This window comes from Pseudarthrobacter oxydans, from assembly GCF_030812335.1.
GTDB classification, from domain to species: domain Bacteria; phylum Actinomycetota; class Actinomycetes; order Actinomycetales; family Micrococcaceae; genus Arthrobacter; species Arthrobacter oxydans_B.
The window spans coordinates 122337-147234 of record NZ_JAUSSN010000011.1; the positions used below are offsets into that span (position 1 = coordinate 122337).

25 protein-coding genes and 1 tRNA gene are annotated in these 24898 nt (G+C 69.2%); 11 read left to right on the forward strand and 15 right to left on the reverse strand.

What is annotated here, in order from left to right; all coding sequences use genetic code 11:
* Positions 1-90: 90 nt before the first annotated feature.
* Positions 91-1299 carry a site-2 protease family protein gene (locus J2W14_RS17580; RefSeq protein WP_307464888.1) on the reverse strand — a complete coding sequence of 403 codons (1209 nt, stop codon included), beginning with the start codon at positions 1297-1299 and terminating at the stop codon, positions 91-93.
* Positions 1292-2077, reverse strand: a complete 786-nt coding sequence (locus J2W14_RS17585) for an HAD family hydrolase (protein WP_307464889.1) — start codon at positions 2075-2077, stop codon at positions 1292-1294. Before J2W14_RS17585 ends, J2W14_RS17580 begins: the two co-directional genes overlap by 8 nt.
* Before the next feature lie 130 nt (positions 2078-2207).
* On the opposite strand from J2W14_RS17585, the gene J2W14_RS17590 reads away from it, so the two are divergent.
* Positions 2208-3113, forward strand: a complete 906-nt coding sequence (locus J2W14_RS17590) for a PAC2 family protein (RefSeq protein ID WP_307464890.1) — start codon at positions 2208-2210, stop codon at positions 3111-3113.
* Here the strand turns inward: J2W14_RS17590 and mshC are convergent.
* On the reverse strand, positions 3110-4390 hold the full coding sequence (gene mshC, locus J2W14_RS17595; protein ID WP_307464892.1) for a cysteine--1-D-myo-inosityl 2-amino-2-deoxy-alpha-D-glucopyranoside ligase: 1281 nt from the start codon (positions 4388-4390) through the stop codon (positions 3110-3112). The two genes, J2W14_RS17590 and mshC, sit on opposite strands and share 4 nt — an antisense overlap.
* A 15-nt stretch (positions 4391-4405) precedes the next feature.
* The gene (locus J2W14_RS17600) at positions 4406-5239 is read right to left on the reverse strand and encodes an undecaprenyl-diphosphate phosphatase (protein ID WP_307464894.1); all 834 of its coding nucleotides are present in this window, start codon (positions 5237-5239) and stop codon (positions 4406-4408) included.
* Positions 5240-5291: 52 nt separating this feature from the next.
* Between J2W14_RS17600 and J2W14_RS17605 the strand changes: the two genes are divergently transcribed.
* Complete coding sequence (locus J2W14_RS17605; protein WP_307464897.1) at positions 5292-6227, forward strand: aldo/keto reductase; 936 nt, start codon at positions 5292-5294, stop codon at positions 6225-6227.
* A 40-nt stretch (positions 6228-6267) separates the two neighbouring features.
* Here J2W14_RS17605 and J2W14_RS17610 read toward each other — a convergent pair whose 3' ends face one another.
* Positions 6268-6531, reverse strand: coding sequence for a hypothetical protein (locus J2W14_RS17610; protein ID WP_307464899.1), 264 nt, complete (start codon positions 6529-6531; stop codon positions 6268-6270).
* Positions 6532-6570: 39 nt separating this feature from the next.
* Between J2W14_RS17610 and J2W14_RS17615 the strand changes: the two genes are divergently transcribed.
* Positions 6571-6804, forward strand: a complete 234-nt coding sequence (locus J2W14_RS17615) for a DUF5703 family protein (protein ID WP_307464900.1) — start codon at positions 6571-6573, stop codon at positions 6802-6804.
* 23 nt (positions 6805-6827) lie between these two features.
* Here J2W14_RS17615 and J2W14_RS17620 read toward each other — a convergent pair whose 3' ends face one another.
* Positions 6828-7991, reverse strand: a complete 1164-nt coding sequence (locus J2W14_RS17620) for an acyl-CoA dehydrogenase family protein (protein ID WP_307464901.1) — start codon at positions 7989-7991, stop codon at positions 6828-6830.
* 34 nt (positions 7992-8025) lie between these two features.
* The gene (locus tag J2W14_RS17625) at positions 8026-9330 is read right to left on the reverse strand and encodes a M20/M25/M40 family metallo-hydrolase (RefSeq protein WP_307464903.1); all 1305 of its coding nucleotides are present in this window, start codon (positions 9328-9330) and stop codon (positions 8026-8028) included.
* 162 nt (positions 9331-9492) lie between these two features.
* On the opposite strand from J2W14_RS17625, the gene J2W14_RS17630 reads away from it, so the two are divergent.
* Together J2W14_RS17630 and J2W14_RS17635 are read left to right on the forward strand one after the other, a co-directional pair.
* Positions 9493-9575, forward strand: a tRNA-Leu gene (locus tag J2W14_RS17630).
* A 189-nt stretch (positions 9576-9764) separates the two neighbouring features.
* The gene (locus J2W14_RS17635) at positions 9765-10217 is read left to right on the forward strand and encodes a hypothetical protein (RefSeq protein WP_307464905.1); all 453 of its coding nucleotides are present in this window, start codon (positions 9765-9767) and stop codon (positions 10215-10217) included.
* Between the two features lie 708 nt (positions 10218-10925).
* Here the strand turns inward: J2W14_RS17635 and J2W14_RS17640 are convergent.
* Together J2W14_RS17640 and J2W14_RS17645 are read right to left on the reverse strand one after the other, a co-directional pair.
* Positions 10926-11090 carry a hypothetical protein gene (locus J2W14_RS17640; protein ID WP_307464907.1) on the reverse strand — a complete coding sequence of 55 codons (165 nt, stop codon included), beginning with the start codon at positions 11088-11090 and terminating at the stop codon, positions 10926-10928.
* Between the two features lie 239 nt (positions 11091-11329).
* On the reverse strand, positions 11330-12046 hold the full coding sequence (locus J2W14_RS17645) for a Pr6Pr family membrane protein (RefSeq protein ID WP_307464908.1): 717 nt from the start codon (positions 12044-12046) through the stop codon (positions 11330-11332).
* Positions 12047-12162: 116 nt separating this feature from the next.
* Between J2W14_RS17645 and J2W14_RS17650 the strand changes: the two genes are divergently transcribed.
* Positions 12163-12711: a hypothetical protein gene (locus J2W14_RS17650; protein ID WP_307464910.1), complete on the forward strand. Its 549-nt coding sequence runs from the start codon at positions 12163-12165 to the stop codon at positions 12709-12711.
* Positions 12712-12808: 97 nt separating this feature from the next.
* On the opposite strand, the gene malQ is transcribed toward J2W14_RS17650, so the two are convergent.
* On the reverse strand, positions 12809-14965 hold the full coding sequence (malQ, locus tag J2W14_RS17655) for a 4-alpha-glucanotransferase (RefSeq protein WP_307464912.1): 2157 nt from the start codon (positions 14963-14965) through the stop codon (positions 12809-12811).
* A gap of 9 nt (positions 14966-14974) precedes the next feature.
* Entirely contained in the window at positions 14975-15511 is a 537-nt protein-coding gene (locus J2W14_RS17660; protein WP_307464913.1) for a hemerythrin domain-containing protein, read from the reverse strand.
* A gap of 242 nt (positions 15512-15753) precedes the next feature.
* Here J2W14_RS17660 and J2W14_RS17665 point away from each other — a divergent pair, with 242 nt between their 5' ends.
* Genes J2W14_RS17665 through J2W14_RS17675 form a run of 3 tightly spaced genes read left to right on the forward strand, consistent with a single transcriptional unit; the run spans position 15754 to position 17990 of the window.
* Positions 15754-16140: a TraR/DksA family transcriptional regulator gene (locus J2W14_RS17665; protein WP_307464914.1), complete on the forward strand. Its 387-nt coding sequence runs from the start codon at positions 15754-15756 to the stop codon at positions 16138-16140.
* Entirely contained in the window at positions 16137-16916 is a 780-nt protein-coding gene (locus J2W14_RS17670; RefSeq protein ID WP_307464915.1) for a M50 family metallopeptidase, read from the forward strand. Before J2W14_RS17665 ends, J2W14_RS17670 begins: the two co-directional genes overlap by 4 nt.
* 9 nt (positions 16917-16925) lie before the next feature.
* Positions 16926-17990 (forward strand): glutathione S-transferase family protein, encoded by a 1065-nt coding sequence (locus tag J2W14_RS17675; protein WP_307464917.1) that lies wholly within the window; start codon positions 16926-16928, stop codon positions 17988-17990.
* A gap of 118 nt (positions 17991-18108) precedes the next feature.
* Here J2W14_RS17675 and J2W14_RS17680 read toward each other — a convergent pair whose 3' ends face one another.
* Complete coding sequence (locus J2W14_RS17680; RefSeq protein WP_307464918.1) at positions 18109-19014, reverse strand: hypothetical protein; 906 nt, start codon at positions 19012-19014, stop codon at positions 18109-18111.
* Positions 19015-19291: 277 nt separating this feature from the next.
* Between J2W14_RS17680 and J2W14_RS17685 the strand changes: the two genes are divergently transcribed.
* Positions 19292-20359 carry an FUSC family protein gene (locus J2W14_RS17685; RefSeq protein WP_370871344.1) on the forward strand — a complete coding sequence of 356 codons (1068 nt, stop codon included), beginning with the start codon at positions 19292-19294 and terminating at the stop codon, positions 20357-20359.
* On the opposite strand, the gene J2W14_RS17690 is transcribed toward J2W14_RS17685, so the two are convergent.
* The 3 genes from J2W14_RS17690 to J2W14_RS17700 are packed head-to-tail and all read right to left on the reverse strand — an operon-like array spanning position 20356 to position 24065.
* Positions 20356-21267 (reverse strand): MaoC family dehydratase, encoded by a 912-nt coding sequence (locus J2W14_RS17690; protein WP_307464923.1) that lies wholly within the window; start codon positions 21265-21267, stop codon positions 20356-20358. The genes J2W14_RS17685 and J2W14_RS17690 overlap by 4 nt on opposite strands.
* The gene (locus J2W14_RS17695; protein WP_307464925.1) at positions 21264-22619 is read right to left on the reverse strand and encodes a 3-oxoacyl-ACP reductase; all 1356 of its coding nucleotides are present in this window, start codon (positions 22617-22619) and stop codon (positions 21264-21266) included. Before J2W14_RS17695 ends, J2W14_RS17690 begins: the two co-directional genes overlap by 4 nt.
* A 9-nt stretch (positions 22620-22628) precedes the next feature.
* Entirely contained in the window at positions 22629-24065 is a 1437-nt protein-coding gene (locus J2W14_RS17700) for an acetyl-CoA C-acetyltransferase (RefSeq protein ID WP_307464927.1), read from the reverse strand.
* A 130-nt stretch (positions 24066-24195) separates the two neighbouring features.
* Here J2W14_RS17700 and J2W14_RS17705 point away from each other — a divergent pair, with 130 nt between their 5' ends.
* On the forward strand, positions 24196-24864 hold the full coding sequence (locus tag J2W14_RS17705; protein ID WP_307465005.1) for a TetR/AcrR family transcriptional regulator: 669 nt from the start codon (positions 24196-24198) through the stop codon (positions 24862-24864).
* Positions 24865-24898 lie beyond the last annotated feature (34 nt).

A 24898-nucleotide genomic window follows, 5' to 3' on the forward strand; every position in this document is an offset into this window, starting at 1 on the left:
AGCTGTGTGGCCGCGGAAATCGCCGGCGGTCCGGCTGCTCGCGCCCAGGGCGGTGCGCCCAGGCCGGAAATACACGACCGGCAGGTAACTCTACCGGCTTTGCCCGAACATCCGCTTGCCGGACCCGGGATTCTTGCCCGTCAGGGCGCCCAGGACCGCGGACTGGCGCAGCAGGCCCGTCACCGTTCCGTCGCGGTCGACTACGGCGTATTCCAGGCCGTCGAGTTGGGCCAGGTACTGGATCAGTTCCTGCCCTTTGGACCACTCCGGGACGTAGGCACCCTCCCCGAGGGCGTAGGACACGGCCGTGAGGGGCGTGGTGGCGGCGGCGGACGCGGAGACCGTGGCGACGGCCCCGGCGTCCACCACGGCGGCCGGCCGCCCGTCCTGACGGTAGAGCACGACGGCGGGACCCGCCCCCGTGGTGGGATCCGGGGCCAGCGCCAGCACTTCGGCCACGGACGCTCCTTCCGGGAGGCCCACCGCCGGTTCGGCCAGCGCGCCGGCTTCCACGAGCGGCAGGCGGCTCCGCAGCCGGGCCTGTTCGATGGAGGCGGTGGCGCCCATCCAGAGGAAGCTGCCGACGAGGACGGTGATGAGCATCAGGGAGATGTCCGGCCGGTCGCCGCTGAGCAAGGGCAGGACCACAAACCAGGCCACAAGGCCGATCACGATGATCCGCCCGCCCCAGCCGGCCGCCACGGTGCCCTTTTCCTGGCTGCCGGTCAGTTTCCAGACGGCGGATTCGACGAGCCGGCCGCCGTCCAGCGGCAGCCCCGGCAGGACGTTGAAGATGCCGATCAGCAGGTTGGCCCAGACGAAGATGTTGGTCAGGATCCCGGGGACGCCGGTCAGATCGCCCCCGGTCCGCAGGAGCCAGCCTGCGCCCGCAAGGACGAAGTTCGCAGCGGGACCGGCCATGGCGACGAGGACAGAACGCCCGGGAGAGGCAGTGAAGCTCTGGAACTCGGTGTGGCCACCCCAGAGGTTGAGGACAATTTTCTCCGTGGGCCAGTGGAACAGCTTGGCGGTCAGCGCATGCGCGAGTTCGTGGACCAACACGGAGATCAGGAGCAGCAGCGCGTAGGCGAAGGCGACGAAGAAGGCGGTGACGCCGAGGCGGGGATAGTCGCTCTGCAGGACCGGCCCGAACGCAATCACCGTGAACGCGGCAATGATGAACCACGAGTACGCGAGGATCACCGGGATGCCGGCGATGCGCCCCAGCGGGATTCCCTCCTTGCGGCCCTGCTTCTGCGGGTCCTGTCCGCTGCGGCCGCGGGTGTCGGTGTCAGTCATGGACCGGGACCTTTGCCGCGACGTGTTCCGGCCGGCCGCCGGGGACGCCGTTGAGGCCGCCGGCCAGGCCGAAGGTAGCGTCCGGGAATTCGTGGCGCAGCGCGACGAGCTCTTCGAGGTCGGCCACGGTTCGCCCGGCCAGGGTGTCCCACATGGCGTGGCGCGGATCATGCGGCAGCGGCACGATGTGCGGGATGGCGACGGTCAGCACGCCGGAGGCGACGGCGGCCGCGACGCCCGGCACGGAGTCCTCCAGCGCGATGCAGTGATGCAGGCCGAGTTCCGGGTCCTGTTCCTGCAGCAGCCCGACCGCCGTGAGGTAGGCCTCGGGGTGTGGTTTGCCCTGCGTGACGGTGTCCCCGGTGATGAGGAATTCGAAGTAGGGCCGGGGCAGACTGGCCACGATCTCCCGGGCCAGGGGGGCCTCGGACATGGTCACCAGGGCGCAGCGGATCCCCGCGGTGTGGAGCTCCTCCAGCAGTTCGCGGGCACCGGGCCGCCACGGCACGGAGGCGCGGACCTGGCTGATGACGTGGGCCGTCAGGATGTCGATGATCTCCCGGCGCTCCAGCGCCACCCCGGCGTCCTGCAGGATGCCCGCGGAGAAGACCAGCGACTGGCCCACGAGCTGCATGGCCTTCTCATGGGACCACTGCCCGCCGTGCGCGGCAACCAGGGCGTGTTCGGCCTCGATCCAGTACGGCTCGGTGTCGACGATGGTGCCATCCATGTCCCAGAGCGCGGCTTTGAGCAGGGGCTGGGGAGCTGAGGATTGCATGTTTTCCAGTCTACGGGGCGGCCCTGTGAGGGGCCTGATACTACGCCTACGGCGAATATCAGCCGGGGACTGCCGTTTTCCGGCGCTTCATTCCCTGCGGGGGCCGGGTCCTTGGACGTAGGGTGAAGGGATGAATAGCTTCGAGGTAGACCCCGCGGAAACGGGCGACGTGCCCGAGCCGGAACGGCTGCTGCAGCCCGTAGCCGAGGGCCGGCGCATCACGGTGATGCTCGCCGCCTTTGAGGGCTGGAACGACGCCGGGGAGGCTGCGAGCGATGCCTTGCGCTACCTCAACAAGCTCTGGGGCGGCAAGAAGGTCGGTTCGGTCGACGCCGACGAGTACTACGACTTCCAGTTCACCCGGCCCACGATCCGCCGCACGTCCTCCGGTGAGCGGAAAATCAAGTGGCCCTCCACCCGCATCTTCAAGGCCAGCGTTCCCGACTCAAACGTGGACGTCATCTTCGTCCAGGGCACCGAGCCGTCGTACAAGTGGCGGGCCTACACGGCCGAACTGCTGGTCCACGCCGAGGCACTCCATGTTGACTACGTCATCCTCGTCGGCGCCCTCCTCGCCGACGTGCCGCACAGCCGGCCCATCCCGGTGAGCACGTCGACGGATGACCCTGCGCTGCGTGAGCGGATGGACCTTGAGGCCTCACAGTACGAGGGTCCCGTAGGGATCGTGGGGGTCCTCGCCGAGGTGGCGCTGCTGGCCGGGCTGCCCACGGTCTCACTCTGGGCCGCAGTGCCGCACTACGTGGCCCAGGCGCCCTCCCCCAAGGCACAGCTCGCGCTGCTGCACCGGATCGAGGAGCTCCTGCAGGTTCCGCTCGACACCCAGGATCTCGTCGAGGAGTCCGATGCCTGGGAACGCGGCGTTGACGAGCTGGCGACCGAGGACCCCGAGATCGCGGCGTATGTGCGCCAGCTGGAGGAAGCGAAAGACACCGCCGACCTGCCGGAGGCCAGCGGCGAGTCGATTGCCCGGGAGTTCGAGCGCTACCTCAAACGCCGCGGCAAGGACAAGCCCTAGAGTTCGACGCCCAGCAGGGCGTTGATGGCATCGGCCGCCAGGGCGGCGTCCGGGGCGGATCCGGCCTGCCCTCCCTGGAGGGCCGCCGCGGCCCACTCATCCATGGCGGCGACAGCCCCGGGGGCGTTCAGATCGTTCGAGAGCTCGGCACGCAGCCGGGACACCAGCCCGGCGGCCGAGCCCTCGGGCGCCGCGTCCAGGGCAGCCCGCCAGGTGCGGAGCCGTTCCTTGGCCTGGGCGAAGCCGGCCTCGGTCCAGGACCAGTCGCTGCGGTAGTGGTGGGCCAGGATGGCCAGCCGGATCGCGGCCGGGTCCTCGCCGGCGGCGCGGAGTTTGGAGACCAGTACGAGGTTTCCCTTGGACTTGCTCATTTTCTCGCCGTCGAGCCCCACCATGCCGGCGTGCGCGAAGTGTTGGGCCAGCGGCACACCGGTTAGGGAGTAGGCATGCCCGGCGCCCATTTCGTGGTGCGGGAAGATCAGGTCCGAGCCGCCGCCCTGCACGGTGAACGGGGCGGGCAGGTACTTCTGGGCGATGACGGTGCATTCGATGTGCCAGCCGGGCCGGCCCTCCCCGAGCCCGTCGCCGGGCCAGTACGGTTCGCCTTCGCGGGCTACCCGCCAGAGCAGCGGGTCCAGAGCCTGGCGTTTGCCGGCCCGGCCGGGGTCGCCGCCGCGTTCGGCGAAGAGCCCAAGCATCTCCGCGTCGGACAGTCCGGAAACGGCGCCCAGGGTCCAGGCGTCCGTGGCCTCGGCGGAGTGCTTGCCGGCCGCTTCGACGTCGTAATAGACGTCGCCGTCCGGCTCGCCGGCGGTGCCGGCCACCCGGTAGGCCAGGCCCCGCTCGACCAGGCGTTCGATCGCGGGAACGATCAGCGGGATGGCTTCCACCGCGCCCACGTAGTGGTCCGGGGCCAGCACGTTCAGGGCTTCCATGTCGGTCTGGAAGAGCCTGATCTGGCTGGCGGCGAGGTCGCGCCAGTCCACTCCGGTGGCGGTCGCGCGTTCCAGCAGGGGGTCGTCGACGTCGGTGACGTTCTGGACGTAGGAGACCTGCTGGCGGCCGTCGCGCCAGGCGCGGTTGAGCAGGTCGAACGCGACGTAGCTGGCCGCGTGGCCCATGTGCGTGGCGTCATACGGGGTGATTCCGCAGACATACATCGACTGTTCGCCTGCTGCCCCGAGGGTGACGACGCTGCCCTTGGCGGTGTCGAAGAGGCGCAGGGCAGGCATGCTGCCCGGGAGCTGGGGAACGGGGCGGGAGATCCAAGACTTCACAGCCCAAGCCTAGTGCTAGGCGCTGATGACGCCGAAACCGAGCAGCAGGTACAGGGCCAGGCCCAGGAGAATCCGGTACCAGACGAAGAGCCGGTAGCCATGGGTGGAGACGTACTTCAGGAACCAGCCAATGATGATGTAGCCCACCACAAAGGCGACGGCGGTGGCCAGCGCCGTTTCCAGGAGGCTGTAGGGGCCGGTGATGCCGTCCGCGGAGACCACCTTGTAGAGCTGGTAGAGGCCGCTGCCGAACACGGCCGGGATGGCCAGCAGGAAGGAGTAGCGGGCCGCCGCTTCGCGGGTGTAGCCCATCAGCAGCCCGGCGGTGATCGTGCCGCCGGAGCGGGAGACCCCGGGAATCAGGGCCATGGCCTGGGCCAGGCCGTAGAGGATGCCGTGTTTGTAGGTCAGCTGGGTCAGCTCGCGTTCCTGGCGTCCGAAGGCGTCGGCGACGGCGAGGATCATCCCGAAGACAATCAGCATGGTGGCGACAATCCAGAGGCTGCGGAGCACGGACTCGATCTGGTCCTGGAACAGCAGGCCGAGGATGATGATCGGCAGGCTGCCCAGGATCACCAGCCAGCCCATCCTGGCGTCCGGGTGCTGCCGCGGGACTTTGCCGGTCAGCGATCCGGCCCAGGCAGTGACGATCCGCACAATGTCCCGCCAGAAGTAGACGATGACGGCGGTTTCCGTGCCCAGCTGGGTGATTGCCGTAAAGGCGGCCCCGGGGTCGGCAGCGTTGGGAAGGAAGGAGCCAACGATCCGCAGATGGGCGCTTGAGGAAATCGGGAGGAATTCTGTCAGTCCCTGCACAAGGCCCAGAAAGGCCGCTTCAAACCAGTTCACGTAGATAGACCCTACGTCATGAAGGCGTCCGAACCCCCGTAAGCTAGCTGACATGCAGCAGCGTTATGTCGGCAACAGTGGGTTGCGCGTGTCCTCTCTTTCCCTCGGCACCATGTCCTGGGCCCGGGAAACCGATGAGCAGGATGCCTCGGCCCTGCTCCGCACCTTTATGGACGGCGGCGGCACCCTGATCGACACGGCCGCGTCCTACAGCGACGGCCAGGCCGAGGCGATGCTGGGCGGAATGCTGGGCGACGTTGTTGCCCGCTCCGAAGTGGTCATCTCCACGAAAGCCGGTCTGTCGACGTCGGACGGCCGCCGCGGCGTGGACACGTCCCGGAACGGGATGCTCTCCGGCCTGGACGCGAGCCTCGCCCGGCTGGGCACCGACTACGTGGACCTGTGGTTCGCCCAGGCCTGGGACCCCAACGTCCCGCTGGAGGAGACGCTGTCCGCGCTCGAATTCGCCGTCCGCTCGGGCCGGGCCCGCTATGCGGGGGTCTCCAACTTCAACGGCTGGCAGACGGCCAAGGCCGCAGCCGTCGCGGGGTTCCCGCTGGTCGCGAACCAGTCGGAGTACTCCCTGCTGCACCGCGCCCCCGAAGCTGAACTCATTCCCGCCATCGAGGACGCCGGCCTGGGCCTGATGGCCTGGGGGCCGGTGGGGCGCGGGGTGCTGAGCGGCAAGTACCGCGGGCACATTCCGGCGGATTCACGGGCAGCCCATGCGCGGCTGGCCGGCTATGTCGAGCCGTACCTCGAGGGGACCTCTTCCAGTGTGGTGGAGGCCGTGGCGATGGCGGCGAAGGGGCTGGGCCGGACAGCCCTGGACGTCTCTTTGAGCTGGCTGCTCTCCCAGCACGGTGTGGCGACAGCGATTGTGGGCCCGCGCACGCCGGTTCAGCTCAAGGAGATCCTGGATTCAACGCTGGCACCGCTTCCGCCGCAGATCGCCCAGGCCCTGGAGGACGTGTCCAGACCCGCCTGAGCGGCGTCCCGGCCGGACTGAGTCACTGCCGGATCCAAGGTCACTGCAGGATTTCGAGGTCTTCCTCGTCGTCGACGTCTTCTTCCTCGTCGTCATCGCCGTCGTCATCCAGGACCCCAAGTCCTGTCACTTCGCCGTACGCTTCATAGAGGGAGTCGTCGTAGACTTCAAAGGCATCGGCAACGGCAAAAAACGCCGCCTCGACCGCGGGGTCCCCGGGTCCCCGGCGTGCTGACGCAGCGGCGAGGTGTTCCTCCAGGGCAGCCGTCAGGGCTTCAAGCGCGACACGCGGATCGATGCTCATGACTTCACGTTAGCCGGAAAAGGAAGAAAATGGAGAGCAATGAAGGAACATTTTCTCAGCAGTTCAGTCCGGCGGGAACGGGACTATGTGAGGCAGTACGAGTACCTCGTACTGACCGTCAGTCCTGAGGATTCCCTGCCGGAAGCGCGCCGCCTCCTGGTGGAACACTCCGAGTACGGCAAGTGGGAACTGGAGCGCAGCGTACTGTATTTAGGCGGCGGCCGCCGCTTCTGGCTCCGCCGCCGGGTCACCCAGGTCCAGCGGACCGTCTAGGGTCCTGGAGACCAGCGGACTGTCTAGGGCGTCTCGAGCGGTCCCAGCCACGCGTTGGCCACTGTGTTGTGCGCCGATTCGTCGTCGGAGGGGTGGAACATTCCTGCGAGCACGTCACGGTACAGCCGTTCCAGCTCGGAACCGCGGAAGTAGCTCGATCCCCCGGATACCCTGATGGCCAGGTCCACGACCGTGCGGGCCGTCTCCGTGGCGCTGACTTTAAGCCCGACCAGTTTCGGGAACCACTGGCTGCCGTGATCGGCCAGCGCGTCGACGTCCGTGGCAACGCTCGAGAGTTGCGGGTACAGCGCGTCCATCGCCATGGCCGCGGCTGCCACCTTCCAGCGGATGTCGGGGTCCTGGGCGTAGCTGCGCCCGCCGTTCTTGAAGGACGTCCGCCGCTTGACCGCGTCTACGCCCAGGGTCAGGGCCCGTTCGCCGATGCCCGTGTAGACCGCGGCCAGCAGCGTCTCGAAGCACGCGAAGATGGCGAAGATCAGCGGGTCCGCGTTCGGGCCGACCGGCAGCGTGCGGAAGATCCGCTCCGCCGGCACCACCGCGCCGTCCAGGACCGTGGTGTTCGACTGGCTGGCGCGCATGCCCAGGGTGTCCCAGTCCGCCAGGATCTCGTACCCGGAGCTCTCCCGGGTGAGGAAGCCATGGACCAGCTGCCCTTCGCCGTCCGCGGCAGAGGCGTCCTTGCCGAAGATCCCCAGCCGGGTCCATGCCGGCGAGAGGCTCGTGAAGATCTTGCGGCCGGTGAAGGCATAGCCGCCGCCGGCCTGCGGGACGGCCGTGGTGCGGGAGTCGAAGAGCACCGCGTCGTTCCCGGCCTCCGAGTTCCCGAACGCGAAGATCTCACCCTGCCCGGCCTCCCGGAGGACAAAATCGAGTGACGAGTCGCCCCGGGCGGCCAGGACGTGCGCGACGCCGGTCCAAACCAGATGCATGTTGATCGCCAGTGCGGTGGCAGGGGCCGCCGTCGCCAGCCGCCGCTGCAGCTGCGCCGCCGCCTGGAGCCCGAGTCCCAGGCCGCCGTCGGACGCCGGAACGAAGATTTTCAGGTAGCCGGCCGCCGCCAGCTCCGTCAGGTCCTCGTGGAAGAAGGCGTTGTCCCGGTCATAGCCGGCGGCACGCCCGCGGATCCGCTCCAGCAGGGCATCGGGCAGGACATCTTCGGGGCTCATGGGGCGGGGTCTCTCAGGCTTCAAGTAACAGGCTTCAGTAATTGGTGAGCAGGGTATCGAGCACCCGGGCGCCGAATTTCAGGGAGTCGGTGGGGACGCGCTCGTCCACGCCGTGGAACATCCCGGTAAAATCCAGTTCGTCCGGGAGCTGGAGCGGCGCGAAGCCGTACCCGGTGATGCCCAGGCGGCTCAGCGACTTGTTGTCCGTGCCGCCGGACAGTGTGTAGGGCAGCACCTTGGCTCCCGGGTCCTCGGCGTGCAGCGCGTCGATCATGGAGTCCACGAGGTTCCCGGCGAACGGCACCTCCAGCGAGACGTCGTTGTGGACGTAACTCACGTCCACGCCCTTGCCGGCGAGGTCGCGGACGATTTCGAGGACATGCTCCTCCTGGCCGGGCAGGGTCCGGCAGTCGATGAGAGCCTCCGCGGATTCGGGGATCACATTGTGCTTGTAGCCGCCCTTGAGCAGGGTGGGGTTCGTGGTGTTCTGCAGGGTGGCGCCGACGAAGCGGGCCACGGTGCCGAGCTCCTTGAGGATCTTGTCCGGATCGTCGGGGTCGAATTCCACGCCCGTGAGTTCCGTCACGCCGTCAAGGAACTGCCGCGTGGTGGGCGTCAGCTCCACCGGCCAGCGGTATTCCCCGATCCGGGACACCGCGCTGGCCAGCCGCGTGACGGCATTGTCCGTGTTGATCTGGGAGCCGTGGCCGGCGCGGCCGTGGGCGACGAGGCGCAGCCAGGACAGTCCCTTTTCGGCGGTCTGGAGCAGGTAGGTGCGCTGGCCGCCGATCGTGGCGGAGAAGCCGCCGACCTCGGAGATGGCCTCGGTGGCGCCGTCGAAGAGTTCGGGCCGTTTCTCGATCGCGTAGCGGGCGCCGTAGGTGCCGCCGGCTTCCTCATCGGCGAAGAACGCGAAGATCAGGTCCCGCTTGGGTTTGCGTCCGGTGCGGGCGAAATTCCGCAGAACGGAGAGGATCATGGCGTCCATGTCCTTCATGTCCACGGCGCCGCGGCCCCAGATCATGCCGTCCTTGAGTTCCGCGCCGAAGGGATCCACCGACCACTGCTCGCGGAGTGCGGGGACAACGTCCAGGTGCCCGTGGACCACGAGGGCGCTGGCGGAGGGGTCTTCCCCGGCCAGCCTGGTCACCACGCTGGCGCGTCCCGGGGCGGCCTCGAAGATCTCCGCATCCAGCCCCACTTCGGTCATCAGTCCCGCGGTGTATTCGGCGGCTGCCCGCTCCCCCGGGCCGGAACCGTCGCCGTAGTTGGACGTGTCGATCCGGATCAGTTCCTGGCAGATCCTGACGACTTCGTCCTCGGGCCTGATGTCAGTCATGTTCACTCCTCGTGGCGGCGGCTCTGTTGCTGGCTTCAGCCTACCCACATGCTCGTTCAGGCCCCGATTATTTGTTTCAGGAAAGTTCATGCTAGAGTCTTTCTCGCTGCTTCGGAGAAAACCGAAACGCTGAAAGGCGAAAAGGTACACCGAATACCACCTGCGCGGGTGGCGGAATGGCAGACGCGCTAGCTTGAGGTGCTAGTCCTCGAAAGGGGGTGGGGGTTCAAGTCCCCCTCCGCGCACAAAAGGAAAACCCCCCAGAATCCAAGGATTCTGGGGGTTTTTTTCTTTCCCCACCCACGCGGGCTTCCGTTTCACCCACACGGTTCCGGCTCCTCGGTCACGGCGGGAACATGAGGGTACGATGCAGTCAGCACCCCCGACGGGAGACTAGAAGGCGACGGTGCCGGCCGATGTTTTGGGGGAACACAGTGAGACGACGAACGGGGACCATTCTCGCCGCCGTAGTCCTGATCGTGGGGATATCGTTTTTCCTCATCCGGGCCGCCGACGACCGGACCACCGACGAAATGATGTCCCGTTCCGCCCGTCTCGCGATCCCGTCCACCTGGAAGCAGCTGGACAACATTGTGCGCAGGGAGCAGTTCCTGTGTATCAGCACCAACCCGTGTCCGAGCCTCGCCCGGCGGTGGGCCACCGGAACGGAGCTGACCCCGGCAGACCTCCAGGCCATTGCGGCGCCGGCGTCCCTCTCCCTGAAATTGGAAGGGACCTGCCAGCGGCGGCCCAATTCGGGAGGCAACATCCCGGTATGCACCGGCACCGCAGCGGACGGCGATTACGACTACAGACTTGCAGTCGCCAGCCCCGGCCCCGGAAAACCCGTTGAAGTCATCCTTGAGGTCAAACCCGCCAGCGGGTAACGGAAAAACTGGCACCGCGCCGGAGAGTCCCGGATATCGGTGCCGGTCGCCGTTTCTTGACTTTCCTGGTGGGGCCCCCAGGAGGGGACACCTTCACCGCACGGCGGGCGGGCAAGACGATAGGCGTACGCCGGAGTCCGGTTGACGGGTAGCGGCTACCTAATTTGACGGTGGATGGCGACCCGCCGCGACGTCCCGCGGTGCCGCACCTTGAGTCTCCTCGGGGTTCCGGCCCCATGCCTCCGCCCGACAGCATCAGCACGCTGGCGCGGAGGTCTCAGCCCTGCCCGGCGTTCGGAGTGAGCGAGATGGGCGAGCATCCCCCAGGTAAAAGCCATCCAGAGAACCGCCGCAGCGAGGACGATACAAATCAGGGTCAGAGGATGCATGTGAGCCCTCCATGGGTACTTCCGGTGTGGGACGGGACGCAGCCGGCCCGGCTGCTTTAGTCCCTCCCCTGCTTGAATGATCTCAGGTTCGTCCCTCCTCCGGAAGTAGCTCCCACCATGGGCCCTGATGCCTGAGGCTAAGGGGTGGGGCATGGCGGAAGCACCTGTGGTGAAGCTACTGGAGTCTTCCGGACCAGCGTGATTGGTCGCTGGTCGCTGAGCTCGGGGAGCAGTTCAGCGCGGCGTCAGAACTCGACGTCGCGCACGAGGGTGATGAGTTGCTCCTTCGTCTCCCCGGCAGTGGGCCCCGTCGGGGAGATCAGGACCTCAGCACGCAGACCGCGTTGTTTGTCGTCGCCGGCGGACCCACGGGAGGGGCGGCGGGGACGCTGAGCGCGGTGCCGTTGCCCCAGCCGCCGTCCACCGCTGCCTGCGAGAGCGCACGGGCCATCGCATCGCCGTCCGGGATGCCGGCCCCGGCCATGGTAGGCCTTGCTGCCCGGCGGCCTGGCCGGGCTGATCTGGCCCACCGGCACAAGCCCGGGTTCGGCTTTCGCCGCAATCTCCGGTGTGATGAGATCGCAGGCCGGGTTGCCCGTGCCGGAGGAGGGGGCCCGGGACGACGCCGGCCCGCTCCGGCCCGCGGGCTGGGAGCACGCGGAGAGGAACACGCCGAGCAGGGACACGGACACGACGCCGAGTCGAGCCGGGCGGGACCGGCGGCTAGGCATGGGACCCCTCTCCGGGTCCGCGGGCGAGGCCCACCCGGGCATTGCCGGCGAGGTGCACAAGCACCCCGACCACGAGGAACGCGGCGAGCACCTGGGCGCTCGTGGCGATTACGGCAGGCCAGCCGCCGTCGAGCCCCGGGTTGAGGAAGTCGTAGGGATACCAGCCGTCGAGGGCGCCGCGCACCCACGAGAAGACCAGGAAAGCGACCGGGTAGCAAAGCCAGACGAGGGGCCTCCGCCACTGGCCGCGGACCGTGCGGGTGACCAGGAGCCAGTCGAGCCCCGCGACCAGCGGTGCGATGCGGTGGGTGATCATCCACGGCCAGTACATGTCCAGTGTCCACCACGCTTCACCGGGCGGAGCCACGAGCACCACGTAGATGATGCCCGTCATCACCAGGTAGAAGGCGAGGGCTCCGAACAGGTGATCCCACCACAGGGGCAGCCGTGCACGCTGCCGCGCGGCGGACACCAGAAACACGAGCCCGAGGACGAGGTTTGACTGGAAGGTGAACTGGGAGATGAGTTGGGGGATGTCGACGGAGTTGCCCGGCTGCGTCGCGTCGTAGATCTCCTGGGCGAGGGCGGCGAGTATGGCAAGTCCGGCCCCGCCGCGCACCAGCCGGGTCCACAGACGGTCCGGATGCAGGGCCCGGTTGGCGCCCGCGTTGCGTTCGACGGGGGGAATCAGCGTCAGCACATCACTCATGGCAGCAGTGTGTCCGGTGCGCGGCGCCGGGCCCCAGAGCCGTAAGGACCGGGTTGCCTCAATCCGCCCCGTCAGCCGCGATGGGCGCCAGGAAGCACGGGGCCTATGCTGGTGCCGTGACACCCTCCCCACTTCCCGTCGACGTCGTCGTCCAGACCGGTCCCGCCGAGTGGTGGGAGGTCCTGGCCGCCCTGGGTCCGCTGGCCGTGCTGCTCGCGGCGGTCATCGGGGCAGCCGTCAGCCTGCGCACCCTGAAGCAGCGCGCCGCCGCTGACACGGCCGCGCTGGCCCAGCAACGGGAAGCCGACAACCGGAGCGAATGGTGGAACCGCAGCCAGTGGGCCCTGGACAGCTCCCTCTCCGAGGACCCGCGCCGGGCCGAACTGGGCCTGGGGGTCATGGCCGTCCTCGCCGAGAGTGGACTGGCCAGCCCTGAGGAACTAAAGATCATCACGGTGGCCTGGGAAGATCCGCTGGACCGCGCCCCGGCCCGGCCGGCCGTCATCGCGCGGCCGGAAGCCGCCGTCCCCGGACACCGTGCCGCCTCCCGCGACCCCGGCGTTCAGATTGCAGCCGCCAGGCTCCGCCTCGTCACCGACCGGCGCCTGGGCCTGGCCACCCCGGACTGGGTCAAGGATCTTGCCGCCGGGACCCGGCAGCGCTAGTCCTTCACAGGGTTGCCTCCGCGCCGCGGGTCCGGCGAAGACCGTCGCGACCCGGCTGCCCGGGATCGCCGCGCACCGCACTGCGCCCCCGCCGCTTCTAGGCATCCGGAGGCAGCGCGGACCGGATGGTACCGACGAGCGAACGGAAGCCGGGATCGGCCTGCAGCGCATCCAGCAGGACGGGTCCGCGCGGACCGGCCAGCGGTATGCGCCAGTTGGGGTACTGCGTGCTGGTCCCGGGCTGGTTCTGCGTCCGGGTCTCCCCCACCGCGTCAACGAGGGCGACGCCCAGCAGGGACGAGGGCGTCAGCGTGGTGAAAGCGTAGAGCGCCTCGACGGTGGCCTGCACGTCCTGGTGCCCCGGCTCCGGCAGGAGACCGCGGTCCCGCAGGAGGCCGAGCACCGCCTGCTGCTCGGCGGCGGCCTCGGCGCGCTCCTCGTCCACCGGTCGCTGAAGCAGGCCCAGGGATTCGCGGAGGGTGACGTGTTCGCCGGCCAGGTAGCCGGCCGTCGGGGGCAGGTCGTGGGTGTTGACGCTGGTCAGGCACTGCTGGCGGTACCGTTCCGGCGGGATCGGGCCGTCGGCGTCGTGCTCGAACCAGAGGATCGACGTGCCGAAGATGCCGCGTTCGGCCAGATAGTCCCGGACCCACGGCTCAAACACGCCCAGGTCCTCGCCGATCACGATCGCTCCGGCCCGCTGCGCCTCCAGGGCAAGGATGCCGATCAGCGCCTCGTGGTCGTAATAGACGTAGGTGCCGTGCTCCGGCCCGGCCCCTTCCGGGATCCACCACAGCCGGAACAGGCCCAGAATATGGTCCACCCGGATTCCGCCGGCATGGCGCAGCACGGTCCGGAGCATGTCCCGGTAGGCCGCGTAACCGGATTCGGCGAGCCGGCCGGGGTGCCAGGGCGGCTGGGTCCAGTCCTGCCCCTGCTGGTTGAACATGTCCGGTGGGGCGCCGACCGTGACGTCCCGGGCCAGCACCCCGGCAAGCGACCAGTCGTCCGCGCCGCCGGGTTTCACCCCGACCGCAAGATCGTGGATGACGCCGATTTCCATGCCCGAGAGCCGGGCGGAGCGCTGGGCGGCTTCGAGCTGCTGGTCGCAGAGCCACTGCAGCCAGCGGTGGAACTCGATCCGGCCGGCCAGCAGGGCCCGCTGTTCCTTGCAGTAGGCGGTGCCCGGCGAGGTGGCTTCCGCCGCCCACTGCGGGGCGTCCGGGGGCAGCTTCTCGGCCAGGGCGCACCACAGGGCGAAGTCGTCGAGTCCCTGCCCCTCCCCGGCGCAGAAGTCAGCGAACGCGACGCTGCGGGCGGGGTCGCGGGGGACGCCGAACAGCAGCTCCAGCGCGGTGAGTTTGGCCCCGTAGCTGGAGTTCCGGTCCAGCAGAGCCTTGGAGTGGTTCGCCGCGTGCTGTTGATTCGCCAGCCGCTCCACCTCGGCCCGGCCGGCCGGGCCGAGATAGCCGTATTCGGGGATCTCCTCCACCCGGAGGTAGAGCGGGTTGAAGTAACGCCGTGTCGTGGGCAGGTAGGGCGAGTCCTCGACCGGCGGCCGGGGCTCGGCGGCGTGCAGCGGGTTGACCAGCAGGAAACCGGCTCCCTCCTGCCCGGTCATGGCGGCGAGATCGGCGAGGTCGGAGAAGTCGCCGATGCCCCAGGACCGGGAGGAGCGCACGGAATAAAGCTGCGCGGTCAGGCCCCAGTTCCGCCGGCCGGCGAGCGCCTCGGTCGTGCGGAGCCTCCGCGGTGTGACGATGAGCGGGCACTGGGCCATCGTGCCCTCATTGTCCGCCAGCAGCGTGTGCCAGCCGAGGGGCAGATGGCCCGGGACCGCGAACACCGCCCGGCCGGTGAGAACGCCGTCGACGTCGGCCGGCGCGTCCCAGTTCTCCCGCTGCGTTGCCTCATACCGCTGGCCGTCCTCGGTGACGATCCAGACGCTGACGGCACTCCCCTGCGGGACGTGGACGTTGACGGGGAGTTCCTGCCCTTCGCGGGCGACGGCGACCGGTGGCAGCAGGCGCCGCCACGGCGCCAGGCGGGCCTCAGCGAGGGACCGTTCCATCTCGTCCGGTTCCCCGGCCGGGACGCCCAGCGCGGCCAGGACGCCGCGCAGGGTGCCGTCCGCGACGGAGCGTTCGACGCCGTCCCAGCCCCAGTAGGAGGTCCCGACGCCGTGGGCGGACGCCAGTTCCCGCAGGAGTGTGGCTGCGCCGGGCCCGTTGTTGTGGTTCATTCCTTCAGCCATGGGGCAACTCTAGACGCTGCCCCCGTGCCCCGTACCGTGTCGATGGGCGTGGGTTTCGCCGACCAGTTCATGCAGCCCCTCGACGGCGCGGGCCAGTGACAGTTCCGGGGATGCCACGATGAACGGCATCAGGAGCCGGTTCTCCTTCTCCACGTGCAGGGCGAAAATGCTCCGGATGGAGCCGGCCGCCACGGCGGCGTCCACCCCGGTGGATCCCCGCAGTTCCTCGACCAGTCCGACGATCACCTGATGCTCGGCGAGCATCCCCTCCACGAGCAGCTTTCCCTGCGGCAGGTTCCGGGGCGCACTGTACAGCGGACCCTCCTCGGCGAGCGCATGCGGGACGAGATCGGTCTCGCACCACTCCACCAGCACCTCATGGGCGTCGTGCTCCGCCACGGTGTCACCCGTCCGGACAGCGCGGACCAGGGTCGCCGTCAGCGCGCGGAGGCGCTTGAGCATGCCCGCATGGTGGTGCTCCACCGCGGCCAGGGCCTCGGCGTCCTCGTCGGCGTTCTTGTTGGTGCTGGCCGCTGGCTGATCCATGACGTCTCCTACGTCCGCTGATACGGGTACTGGTAAGTACGGTTTGTGCCGGCTAGACGGTGCCGTTGCCGGCACACCAATTTTCGGGGCACGTTGAGGGGCAAGCGCTCCCTTCCCCACTGTACGGCGGAGACCCACCCGGGCAAGGGGCCTTTCGGCCCGGCCTGCTGGGGCCGGCCTGCCCGGGTATTTCGTCGCCGGCTTTAGACTCGGCCGCAGCGTCCGCGCTAGCCTTGCAGCCTATGGTCGACGTCGAACGGTTCCGGGCCCTCCTCCAGGAGGAGCGCCGCCGGAAACTTGTGCTCCTCCCCGCGCTTCGCCGGGACATCTCCTCGGTGAACGCCGCCCGGCAGGATTCCAACGTCGACGACGAACACGATCCCGAGGGAGCGACGATCGCGTTTGAGCTCTCCCAGGCCTCCGCCCTGCTGGAGCAGAGCCGTCAGAGCCTCGCGCAGATCGAGGCGGCCCTGGAACGCATCGACGCCGGCACGTACGGCATCTGCGCCGTGTGCGGGGAACACATCGCGGAGGGCCGGCTGGAGGCCCGGCCCTGGACCCCGTACTGCATCCGCCACAGTGCCGGACCCGCGGGCGCCGCTGGAACACCGGGCCGGACAAGAGCATGACCAACGCTGACGAGACGTGGTGGAACCGGATTGTCGCCGGATTCACCCACTCCCCCGTCCCGCACGTCACCGGCACTGAGCTGGCCCTCGTCATCCTCCTGGCCGTCGCCCTCTCCCTGCCGCGGGTGACCTGGCGGTACTTCGGACTGCTGGCCACCGTCACCCACGAACTCGGCCACGCCTTCGCGGCCCTCATGACCGGGCAGCGCCTGGGTGGCATCCACCTGCGCCTGGACCACTCGGGCACGACGACCACCTTCAGCCGCAGACCCCTGGCCGCCGTCTGGTCCACGTTCTGGGGCTACCCGGTGCCGGCCGTCGTCGGCGCTGCGATGGTCTGGAGCGGCTTCAACGGCTGGGGTCCGGCGGCGATGTCCCTCGGGACCCTCATCCTGCTGGCCTCGTTCCTGTTCATCCGCAACGGCATCGGGCTGCTGATCACCGCCGCCGCGGTCCTGGCCGCCGCCCTGCTGGTGCTGTTCGTCCCGCCCGAATTCAACGGCCATGTCATGATCGTGCTGGGCCTGGCACTTCTCGTCGCCGCCGTCCGGGACCTCGGCAAGCTCGCCAACGTGCACCTGAAACGGCGGGACCGGCTGGCGACGTCGGACGCGTACCTGCTCTCCCGGGCCACCCGCATCCCAGCCGTCGTCTGGATCGTGCTGTTTGCCGCCGTCGTCGGTGCCGCCTGGTGGGTGGCGTGGCAGCCGATGTCGCAGGTCTTCGCAACACTGCCGTCCCTGACCGTGCCCGCAGTAGGCGGCACCCCGGCATAGGCTGGGACCATGAGCACAACACACACGGACAACCCGGGATTCAGCACCAAGGGCGCCTACGTCACCGGAGGTGCGGAGTTCAACCGCGACACCAACTACATCGAGGACCGGATCACCCGCGACGGCGCCCCCGGCCGGAACGGTGAGCCCGGCTGGCCGGTGGAGCCCGGACGCTACCGGCTGGTCGCGGCCCGCGCCTGCCCGTGGGCCAACCGGACCGTGATCGTGCGGCGGCTGCTCGGCCTCGAGGACGCCATATCCCTCGGCCAGCCCGGCCCCACCCATGATGCACGCTCCTGGACCTTTGACCTGGACCCGGGCGGCAAGGATCCGGTGCTCGGCGTGGAACGGATCCAGGAGTCCTACTTCCGCCGGTTCCCGGACTATCCCCGCGGCATCACCGTGCCGGCCATCGTCGACGTCGCCAGCGGCCAGGTGGTGACCAACAACTTCCCGCAGATCACCCTCGACTTCGCGACCGAGTGGACCGCGTACCACCGCCCCGGCGCCCCGGACCTCTACCCGGAGGCACTGCGCGGGGAGATCGACGCGGTCAACAAGCGGGTCTTTACCGAGGTGAACAACGGCGTGTACCGCTGCGGCTTCGCCGGCACCCAGGAAGCCTACGATGCCGCCTACGACCGGCTCTGGACCGCCCTGGACTGGCTGGAGGAGCGCCTCACCGGACAGCGGTACCTCGTGGGAGACACGATCACCGAGGCCGACGTCCGGCTCTTCACGACGCTGGCGCGGTTCGACGCCGTCTACCACGGGCATTTCAAGTGCAACCGGCAGAAACTCACCGAGATGCCGGCCCTGTGGGCCTACGCCCGCGACCTGTTCCAGACCCCGGGGTTCGGCGACACCACCGACTTCGTGCAGATCAAGCAGCACTATTACATCGTCCACGAGGACATCAACCCCACCGGGATAGTTCCGGCGGGGCCGGAGCTCGGCAACTGGCTGACCGCCCACGGCCGCGAGACCCTCGGCGGACGCCCCTTCGGCGGCGGAACAGCGCCGGGCCCGGTCCGGGCCGGGGAGGAAGTTGCCCCGGGCCACGGGGCGGAATAGGGCATGTCTCCCGATTCCCTGAGCCAGATGGTGACGGCGCCGAGGACCGCCCGGCCGCGTTAGGTGTGAGGCATTCTGTCTAGGACCAACTCTTCCCGCCCACCAGGCCCGTCCCTATTTAGGGCAGTCCGTCCACCCGGCCGAGACCGCACCGGGCGACGACGTACCCCCAGAACAACAGAGCGTGGGGACGGGTTCCGTGCCAGCTCAAGGGGACCGGTGCGCCGCCCTGCTCGACGACGGTAGCTGTCCAGCGGCGTCGCACCAGCCCGGGCCGGCGCAGCCGGAGCTTGCTGAGGGAGGAATAGGGGATCCACCTCCCTGCATGGCGCTTTGCCAGGCCGGCTGCACGAGCCGACGCAACGGTGGCGCGCTGAAAGTGTGGGTTCTCGCTGTCGTCCAGGGGGCCGTGAGGGATGGTGCCGGCGGGCAGGATGAGGATGCCATTACGGTTGACCCATATTTGAACGCTCCGGCCGTCACTGGCCGCGTCCCCGGAGACCAGGCGGCACAGGTCGTCGTCTTCGGGAGGTTCCACCGTCTGTGCCGACTGGGTTGTCTGCGCGGTGGGCGCCGGGGCGGGCGGGGCGGCGCTGTCTCCGGCCGGGGTGCCCGGCTGACCGGCCAGATGCGGGTCGTGGGCCATCCTGTTGGCAGCAGCGACGGCTTGCAGAACGGCTGCCCGCAGTCCGTCGTCACACAACCGGGGAGCGTCAACGGCGAAGACTTCGCGATCGAGCTGGACAACCGAACGGACACCGACCTGCTCTCCCAACAGGTCCGCCAGGTCGTCGTGATCGGGGCGAACGAGCAGACTGACCTCGTCGTCCAGTTCCACCAGCCAGCCGTGTTCCGCGATCTCGGGTTCGTTCTCGGCCTCGATATGGATCCAAACTGCCAACTCGGCCGGCCGAACAGGTCTGTCTTCCACCTCCGCGATGCAAGGCACGAGGAGTCCGAGACGCTCGACAACATCAGTGGTGTGCAGAGTGCAGTCATGCTTCTTCAGCCGGTGTTGCACCATTCCCGTCCGTCCTCACCCGAGCATCGACTGTTCCCCAGCATCCGCGAGTCTACGGCACCTGGCGTCCGGGACAAGGGCCATCCTCCGCGACAACCCGGCCCTTCATGACAACGGCGCACTGGCATTCGGCGACGGCGCCGAATCCCAGCCGCGGTTCAGCAGGCCGGGGTTCGTCCAGTTGTCGCAGCAACATCCCCGCCCTAGGGTGAGCCGGGTGACAACTACAGACGAGGCCACGCACACCGGCGGCCCCTCCCTGCCCCGGCGGCTCTGGCGGATGGTGGCCGGCAACGTCCGCGCGGCGGTGCTGTGGCCGCGGCTGCAGCTGGCCCTGAAGGCAGGGCTGGCCGCGGGGATCGCCTTCGCGATCGCCCCGTTTATGCCCGGCTCCGCGGCCGACTACCCCTACTACGCCCCGCTGGGCGCCCTGGTGGCGATGTACGAGAACGTCGCCGGGTCCATGAAGCAGGGTGTGCAAACGCTCGCGGGGCTCGCCATCGGGGTCGGGCTGGCCTTTGTGCTGTTCATTCTCGGCAGCCCGACGCCGCTGACGGTCGGTGTCGTGATGGCTTTCGGCGTCGTCCTCGCGGGACTGCCGAAGATCGGCGCGGGCCGGGACTGGATCCCGACCGCGGCGCTCCTGGTCCTGCTGGTCGGCGGCCACAATCCGGACCAGTTCTCCTTCGGCTACCTGCTGCAGATGGGGGCCGGGGTCACGGTGGGCATCCTCGTGAACCTGCTCGTGTTCCCGCCGCTGCACTTCCGCGCCGCCGAGCTCAGCATCGCCGAACTTCGACTTGCGCTGGCCCAGCAGCTCTGGGACATGGCCAAGGCGCTGAAGGAGAGCTGGCCGCCGGAACACGAGGACTGGTCCAAGCGGTCCGGTGCCCTCGAGACGTCCGCGCGCGCCGTCCGGCTGGCCGTGGAGAAGGCGGACGCCAGCCGGCGGGCCAACCCCCGGCGCCGGCTGCATCCGCGGGACATCGAGCTGGACTACCGCAACCTCCGGGATCTGGAACGGGTGACCTTCCACGTCCAGGACGTGACGCAGGTGCTCTCGGATGTCATCTGGGCCAAGGACACCCCCTTTGTGGTGCCGGACGAATTCGCCGCGCCGCTCGCGGACTCCTTGGCCGCCGTCGGCGACGTCCTGGAAGCGGTCGAGAAGGAGAGCCCGGACCGGCAGGCGGAGCTGAGCGAGGAAGCCGACGCCGCCGTCCGGGCCCTGACGGCACGCGTCGGCGCCGAAGAAACGGCAACCGATTCCCCCAGCGCCGTGGAATCAATCCTGATGAGCCTGCACCGGATGCTGCGCGTGGTGAAGGCCTCCGCCGACCGGGCTTAGAGTGCGGCCACCGACCCGCTGAAATGCTTGCGTCCGGACCGCGAGTTCCAGGCGACATAGTCCGAGCGTCGCCACGCCCCGTCACTGTCCTGTCCGGTGCTGATGTCCAGCGCCACGCGGGCCGGCAGGAACACCGGAGCCTCGAAGGCCACATCCCAGCTGAAGGCATCGCCCTTGGCGGCCCCCACGTCCGCCAAGGCCCGCGATGCCAGATACATCCCGTGCGCAATCGACCGGCGCAGGCCCAGGGCCTTGGCCGAGAGCACGCTCAGGTGGATCGGGTTGAAGTCGCCGGACACAGCGGCGTAGGCCCGCCCCGTGTCGACGCCCAGCTGCCACAGCGCGGTCGGATCCGGCGCCGAGAAATCCGCCGCGGCCGAAGCGGCCGTGGGCTTGTCGATTCCGGGCAGGAACACGCCTTTCGCCAGGTAACTGGAGACGCCGCGCCAGCTCACGGCGTCCTCTCCCGCCCGGCGCACCTCCGCGACGAGGTCCAGCTGGGTGCCGGCCCGGTGTCCCCGCAGGTTCTCCGCCCAGGCCTGCACGTCCAGCGCCTCGGTGAACCGGAGGGGCGCGGACTGCACCACCTTGTTTTCGAGGTGGATCATGCCCAGCAGCGGCAGCGGAAAGTCATCCCGGTTCATCACGCTCATGGCCAGCGGGAACGTCAGCGCATGAATGAAGCCGGCCGGCAGCACATCGCTCGCGGTCTCGCCGATCAGGTGCTGGTACGCCGTCAGGTTTTCCACCGACGCCTTGACGCCGCGGACCTCGTGCCGTGCCGCCGGGAGCCCGTCGCCCGCCTGGGTGCCGAGCACCCGGCGGCGGGCTGCGGTGGCCGCCGCGTTGACGTAGAGCTTGGACAGCGACGGCATCTCCCCCAGGATGACGGGCTGTGAAAGGGTCATGCCCCCACCAGGTTCTGCCCGCAGACGCGCAGTACCTCGCCGGAGATGCCCCCGGCGGCGTCGCTGGCCAGGAACGCGATGGCCTCGGCGACGTCGCCCGGCTGGCCGCCCTGCTGCAGGGAGTTCAGCCGCCGGGCGATCTCGCGGGTGGCGAAGGGGATCTTCGCCGTCATCTCCGTCTCGATGAAGCCCGGCGCGACGGCGTTGATGGAGCCGCCGTACGAGCCGATCAGCGGAGCCGTGGCCCGGACCATGCCCATCACCCCGCCCTTGGACGCGGCATAGTTGGTCTGGCCGCGGTTGCCGGCGATGCCGCTGGTGGAGGCGACGGACACGATCCGCGGGGAGCTCCGGAAATGCTCAGAGGCCAGCAGGGCCTCGTTGATCCGCAGCTGCGCGGCGATGTTGACCGCGATCACCGAGTTCCAGCGGCCCTGGTCCATGTTGGCGAGCAGCTTGTCCCGGGTGATGCCGGCGTTGTGGATCACGATGTCCAGGCCCCCGTGACGCTCCACGGCGTGGTCGATGATCCTCTGCCCGGCGTCCTCGCGGCTGATGTCCAGCTGCAGGGCCGTGCCGTGCACCTCGTTGGCCACGGCGGCGAGGTGGTCACCGGCGGCCGGGATGTCGACGACGACGAGCGTGGCGCCGTCGCGGTAGAGGGTCCGCGCAATCGCGGCGCCGATTCCGCGCGCCGCCCCGGTCACGACGGCGACCTTCCCCGCGAGCGGCTTCTCGGCGTCGGCCGGCAGCTGCCCTTCGGCGGAGCCGACGGTGAGGAACTGCCCGTCGACGAACGCGGACCGGCCGGAGAGGAAGAAGCGGAGCGCGCCGAGGGTGCTGGGGCTGGTGGTGCCCGCGCCGCCGGAAAGCAGGATGCCGTTGGCCGTGGCGCCGGCACGGAGCTCCTTGGCCAGCGAGCGGAGGAGCCCGTCCACTCCCTGGCGTGCTGCCGCGGCGGCCGGGTCCGCAGTGGCCGGATTTTCAGCATCCGCCGCCGCGCGGGAAACGGTGATGACGCGGGCATTGGCGGCCAGGTCCCGGAGGGACGTCGCCGCGGTAAGTACCGGCTTTTCCAGGTCCTCCGGCCGGCCCAGCTCATCCAGCACGAGGATGATCGCGCCGAGCTTCTCCTTGGGCACCGCATGGCGGCGCACGTCGAGGTCCCAGGACAGGAGCGTCGAGGCCAGCGCGTCGGCGCCGCTGCCGCCTCCCTGGACCAGGACGGGCCCGCTCACGAGCGGCTGTCCCGGCTGGTGGCGGCGCAGCACCACCGGCTGGGGCAGCCCGAGTTTCCTGGCGATGTCCCTGCCCGGGCCCTGGCTCACGAACTGCGTGTATTTGTCGGTCATCGGATCCCCCTAGAGTGCTTCAAGAATAGCGACGACGCCCTGGCCACCGGCGGCGCAGATGGAGATGAGCCCGCGGGCCGGGCGGCCGTCAACGTGGCCCCTGGCGTGCAGCATCTTCGCGAGCGAGGCGACGATCCGGCCGCCGGTGGCCGCGAAGGGGTGGCCGGCCGCGAGGGAGGACCCGTTGACGTTGAGCCTGGACCGATCGATGCTGCCGAAGGCCCCGTCCAGACCCAGCCGCGTGCGGCCGAACTCCTCGTCCTCCCACGCGGCCAGCGTGCTGAGAACGGTCCCGGCGAAGGCCTCATGGATCTCGAAGAAGTCAATGTCATCGAGGGTAAGCCCGTTGCGGGCCAGCAGCCGCGGCACGGCGAAAGCCGGGGCCATCAGCAGGCCGTCTTTGCCGTGAACGAAGTCGACCGCGGCCGCCTCCCCGTCGACGACGGTGGCGAGCTTGGGCAGATCATGGGCATCCGCCCAGTCCTCGGCCGCGAGCAGCACGGTGGAGGCGCCGTCGGTGAGCGGGGTGGAGTTGCCGGCCGTCATGGTGGCCGCTGAACCAAGGTTCTTGCCGAAGACGGGCTTGAGGGTGGCGAGCTTCTCGAGGCTGGTGTCAGCCCGCAGGTTGGAGTCCCGGGTGAGGCCGCGGTAGGGGGTCAGCAGGTCATCGAAGAAGCCGGCGTCATACGCCGCGGCCAGGTTGCGGTGGCTGTTGAAGGCCAGTTCATCCTGCGCCTCCCGGGTGATCTTCCACTGCGCCGTGGTGAGCGCCTGGTGTTCCCCCATGGACAGGCCGGTGCGCGGTTCGCCGGTGTTGGGGGCGTCCGGGGCGAGGTCCTTGGGCCGGAGCCGGCTCAGGACCTGCAGCCGCTGCGGCAGCGTCTTGGCCCGGTTCAGGTCTAGGAGCACTTCGCGCAGGCCCTCGCTCACGGCGATGGGGGCGTCCGAGGCGGAGTCGACACCGCCGGCGATCGCGGAGTCGATCTGGCCGAGCTTGATCTTGTTGGCGAGGCCGAGGACCGTTTCGAGCCCGGTGGCGCAGGCCTGCTGCAGGTCGTAGGCGGGGGTCTCGGCGGACAGTGCGGAGCCCAGCACGGCTTCACGGGTCAGGTTGAAGTCACGGGAGTGCTTGAGCACCGCCCCGGCGGCAACCTCGCCGATCCGTTCGTCCTGCAGTCCGAACCGGGCGATGAGCCCGTCCAGGGCCGCGGTCAGCATGTCCTGGTTGGACGATTTCGTGTAGGCGCCCCCGGTCCGGGCGAAGGGAATGCGGTTGCCGCCGACGATGACCGCCCTGCGCAGCCGCGGCGCTGTCCGCCCGGTCGGTTCTGCGGCGCCGGCGGCGGGGCTTCCCGCGGAAGGGGAAGCGGCTGCCGTGACGGCCCCGGGCGTCGCCGGGGTGGTTGATTCCTTTGGTCCGGGTGCGGACTGTCCGTTGACGGACATGGGCTGTCTCCTTTGATCAAAGCGGTTACCGATACCCAGCGTACCTGATACGCTGGGTATCGTGAACATCCCCCAGACCGACCTTCCCGGCGGCGGCGCGGCCGGCTCCGGCCCTGCCGTTGCCGGCGGCGTGGACGGCCGCGCCTCCCGGTGGCAGTCGCACCGTGAAGAGCGCCGCCGGGAGCTGATCAAATCAGCCCGCAAGGCCGTGCACCGGCTGGGCAGTGATGCGTCCATGGAAGACATCGCCGCGGCGGCCGGCACCTCCAAATCCGTGTTCTACCGCTACTTCGGGGACAAGGCCGGGCTCCAGCAGGCCGTCGGCGAAGTCGTGCTGAGCCAGATGCAGCGCCGCATCCAGGAGGCCGCCCAGAGCGCCCAGACACCCCGCGAAGGGCTGCTGGCGATGGTCTCGGCGTACCTGCAGATGGCGGAAACCAGCCCCAATGTTTACACCTTCGTCACGCGGTACAGCCCCGGCGACGCCACGAGCGGCACCATCGCCACCGCGGGCGCCCTCGGCCATTTTTTCGCGGCGATCAGCGACATGATCGCCCGGCCGATGCGCAGCCACCTTGGCGACTCGGCCGGGCGCGAGGCCGTGATCGGCTACTGGCCGAACGCCGCCATCGGCCTTGTCCGGAACGCCGGCGAACAGTGGCTGGCCAGCCCGGAGTCCCCCGACAAACCTGACCAGGCGGCCATGGCACGCCAGATCACCGACTGGCTGTGCCTCGGCATCGCTCCGGAACTGCGCCCCGCACCGCCGGCCCCAGCACCCCCGTCCGCACCCACGTAAGCACAGACTTCAGCACCCACTTCAGTACCGACCT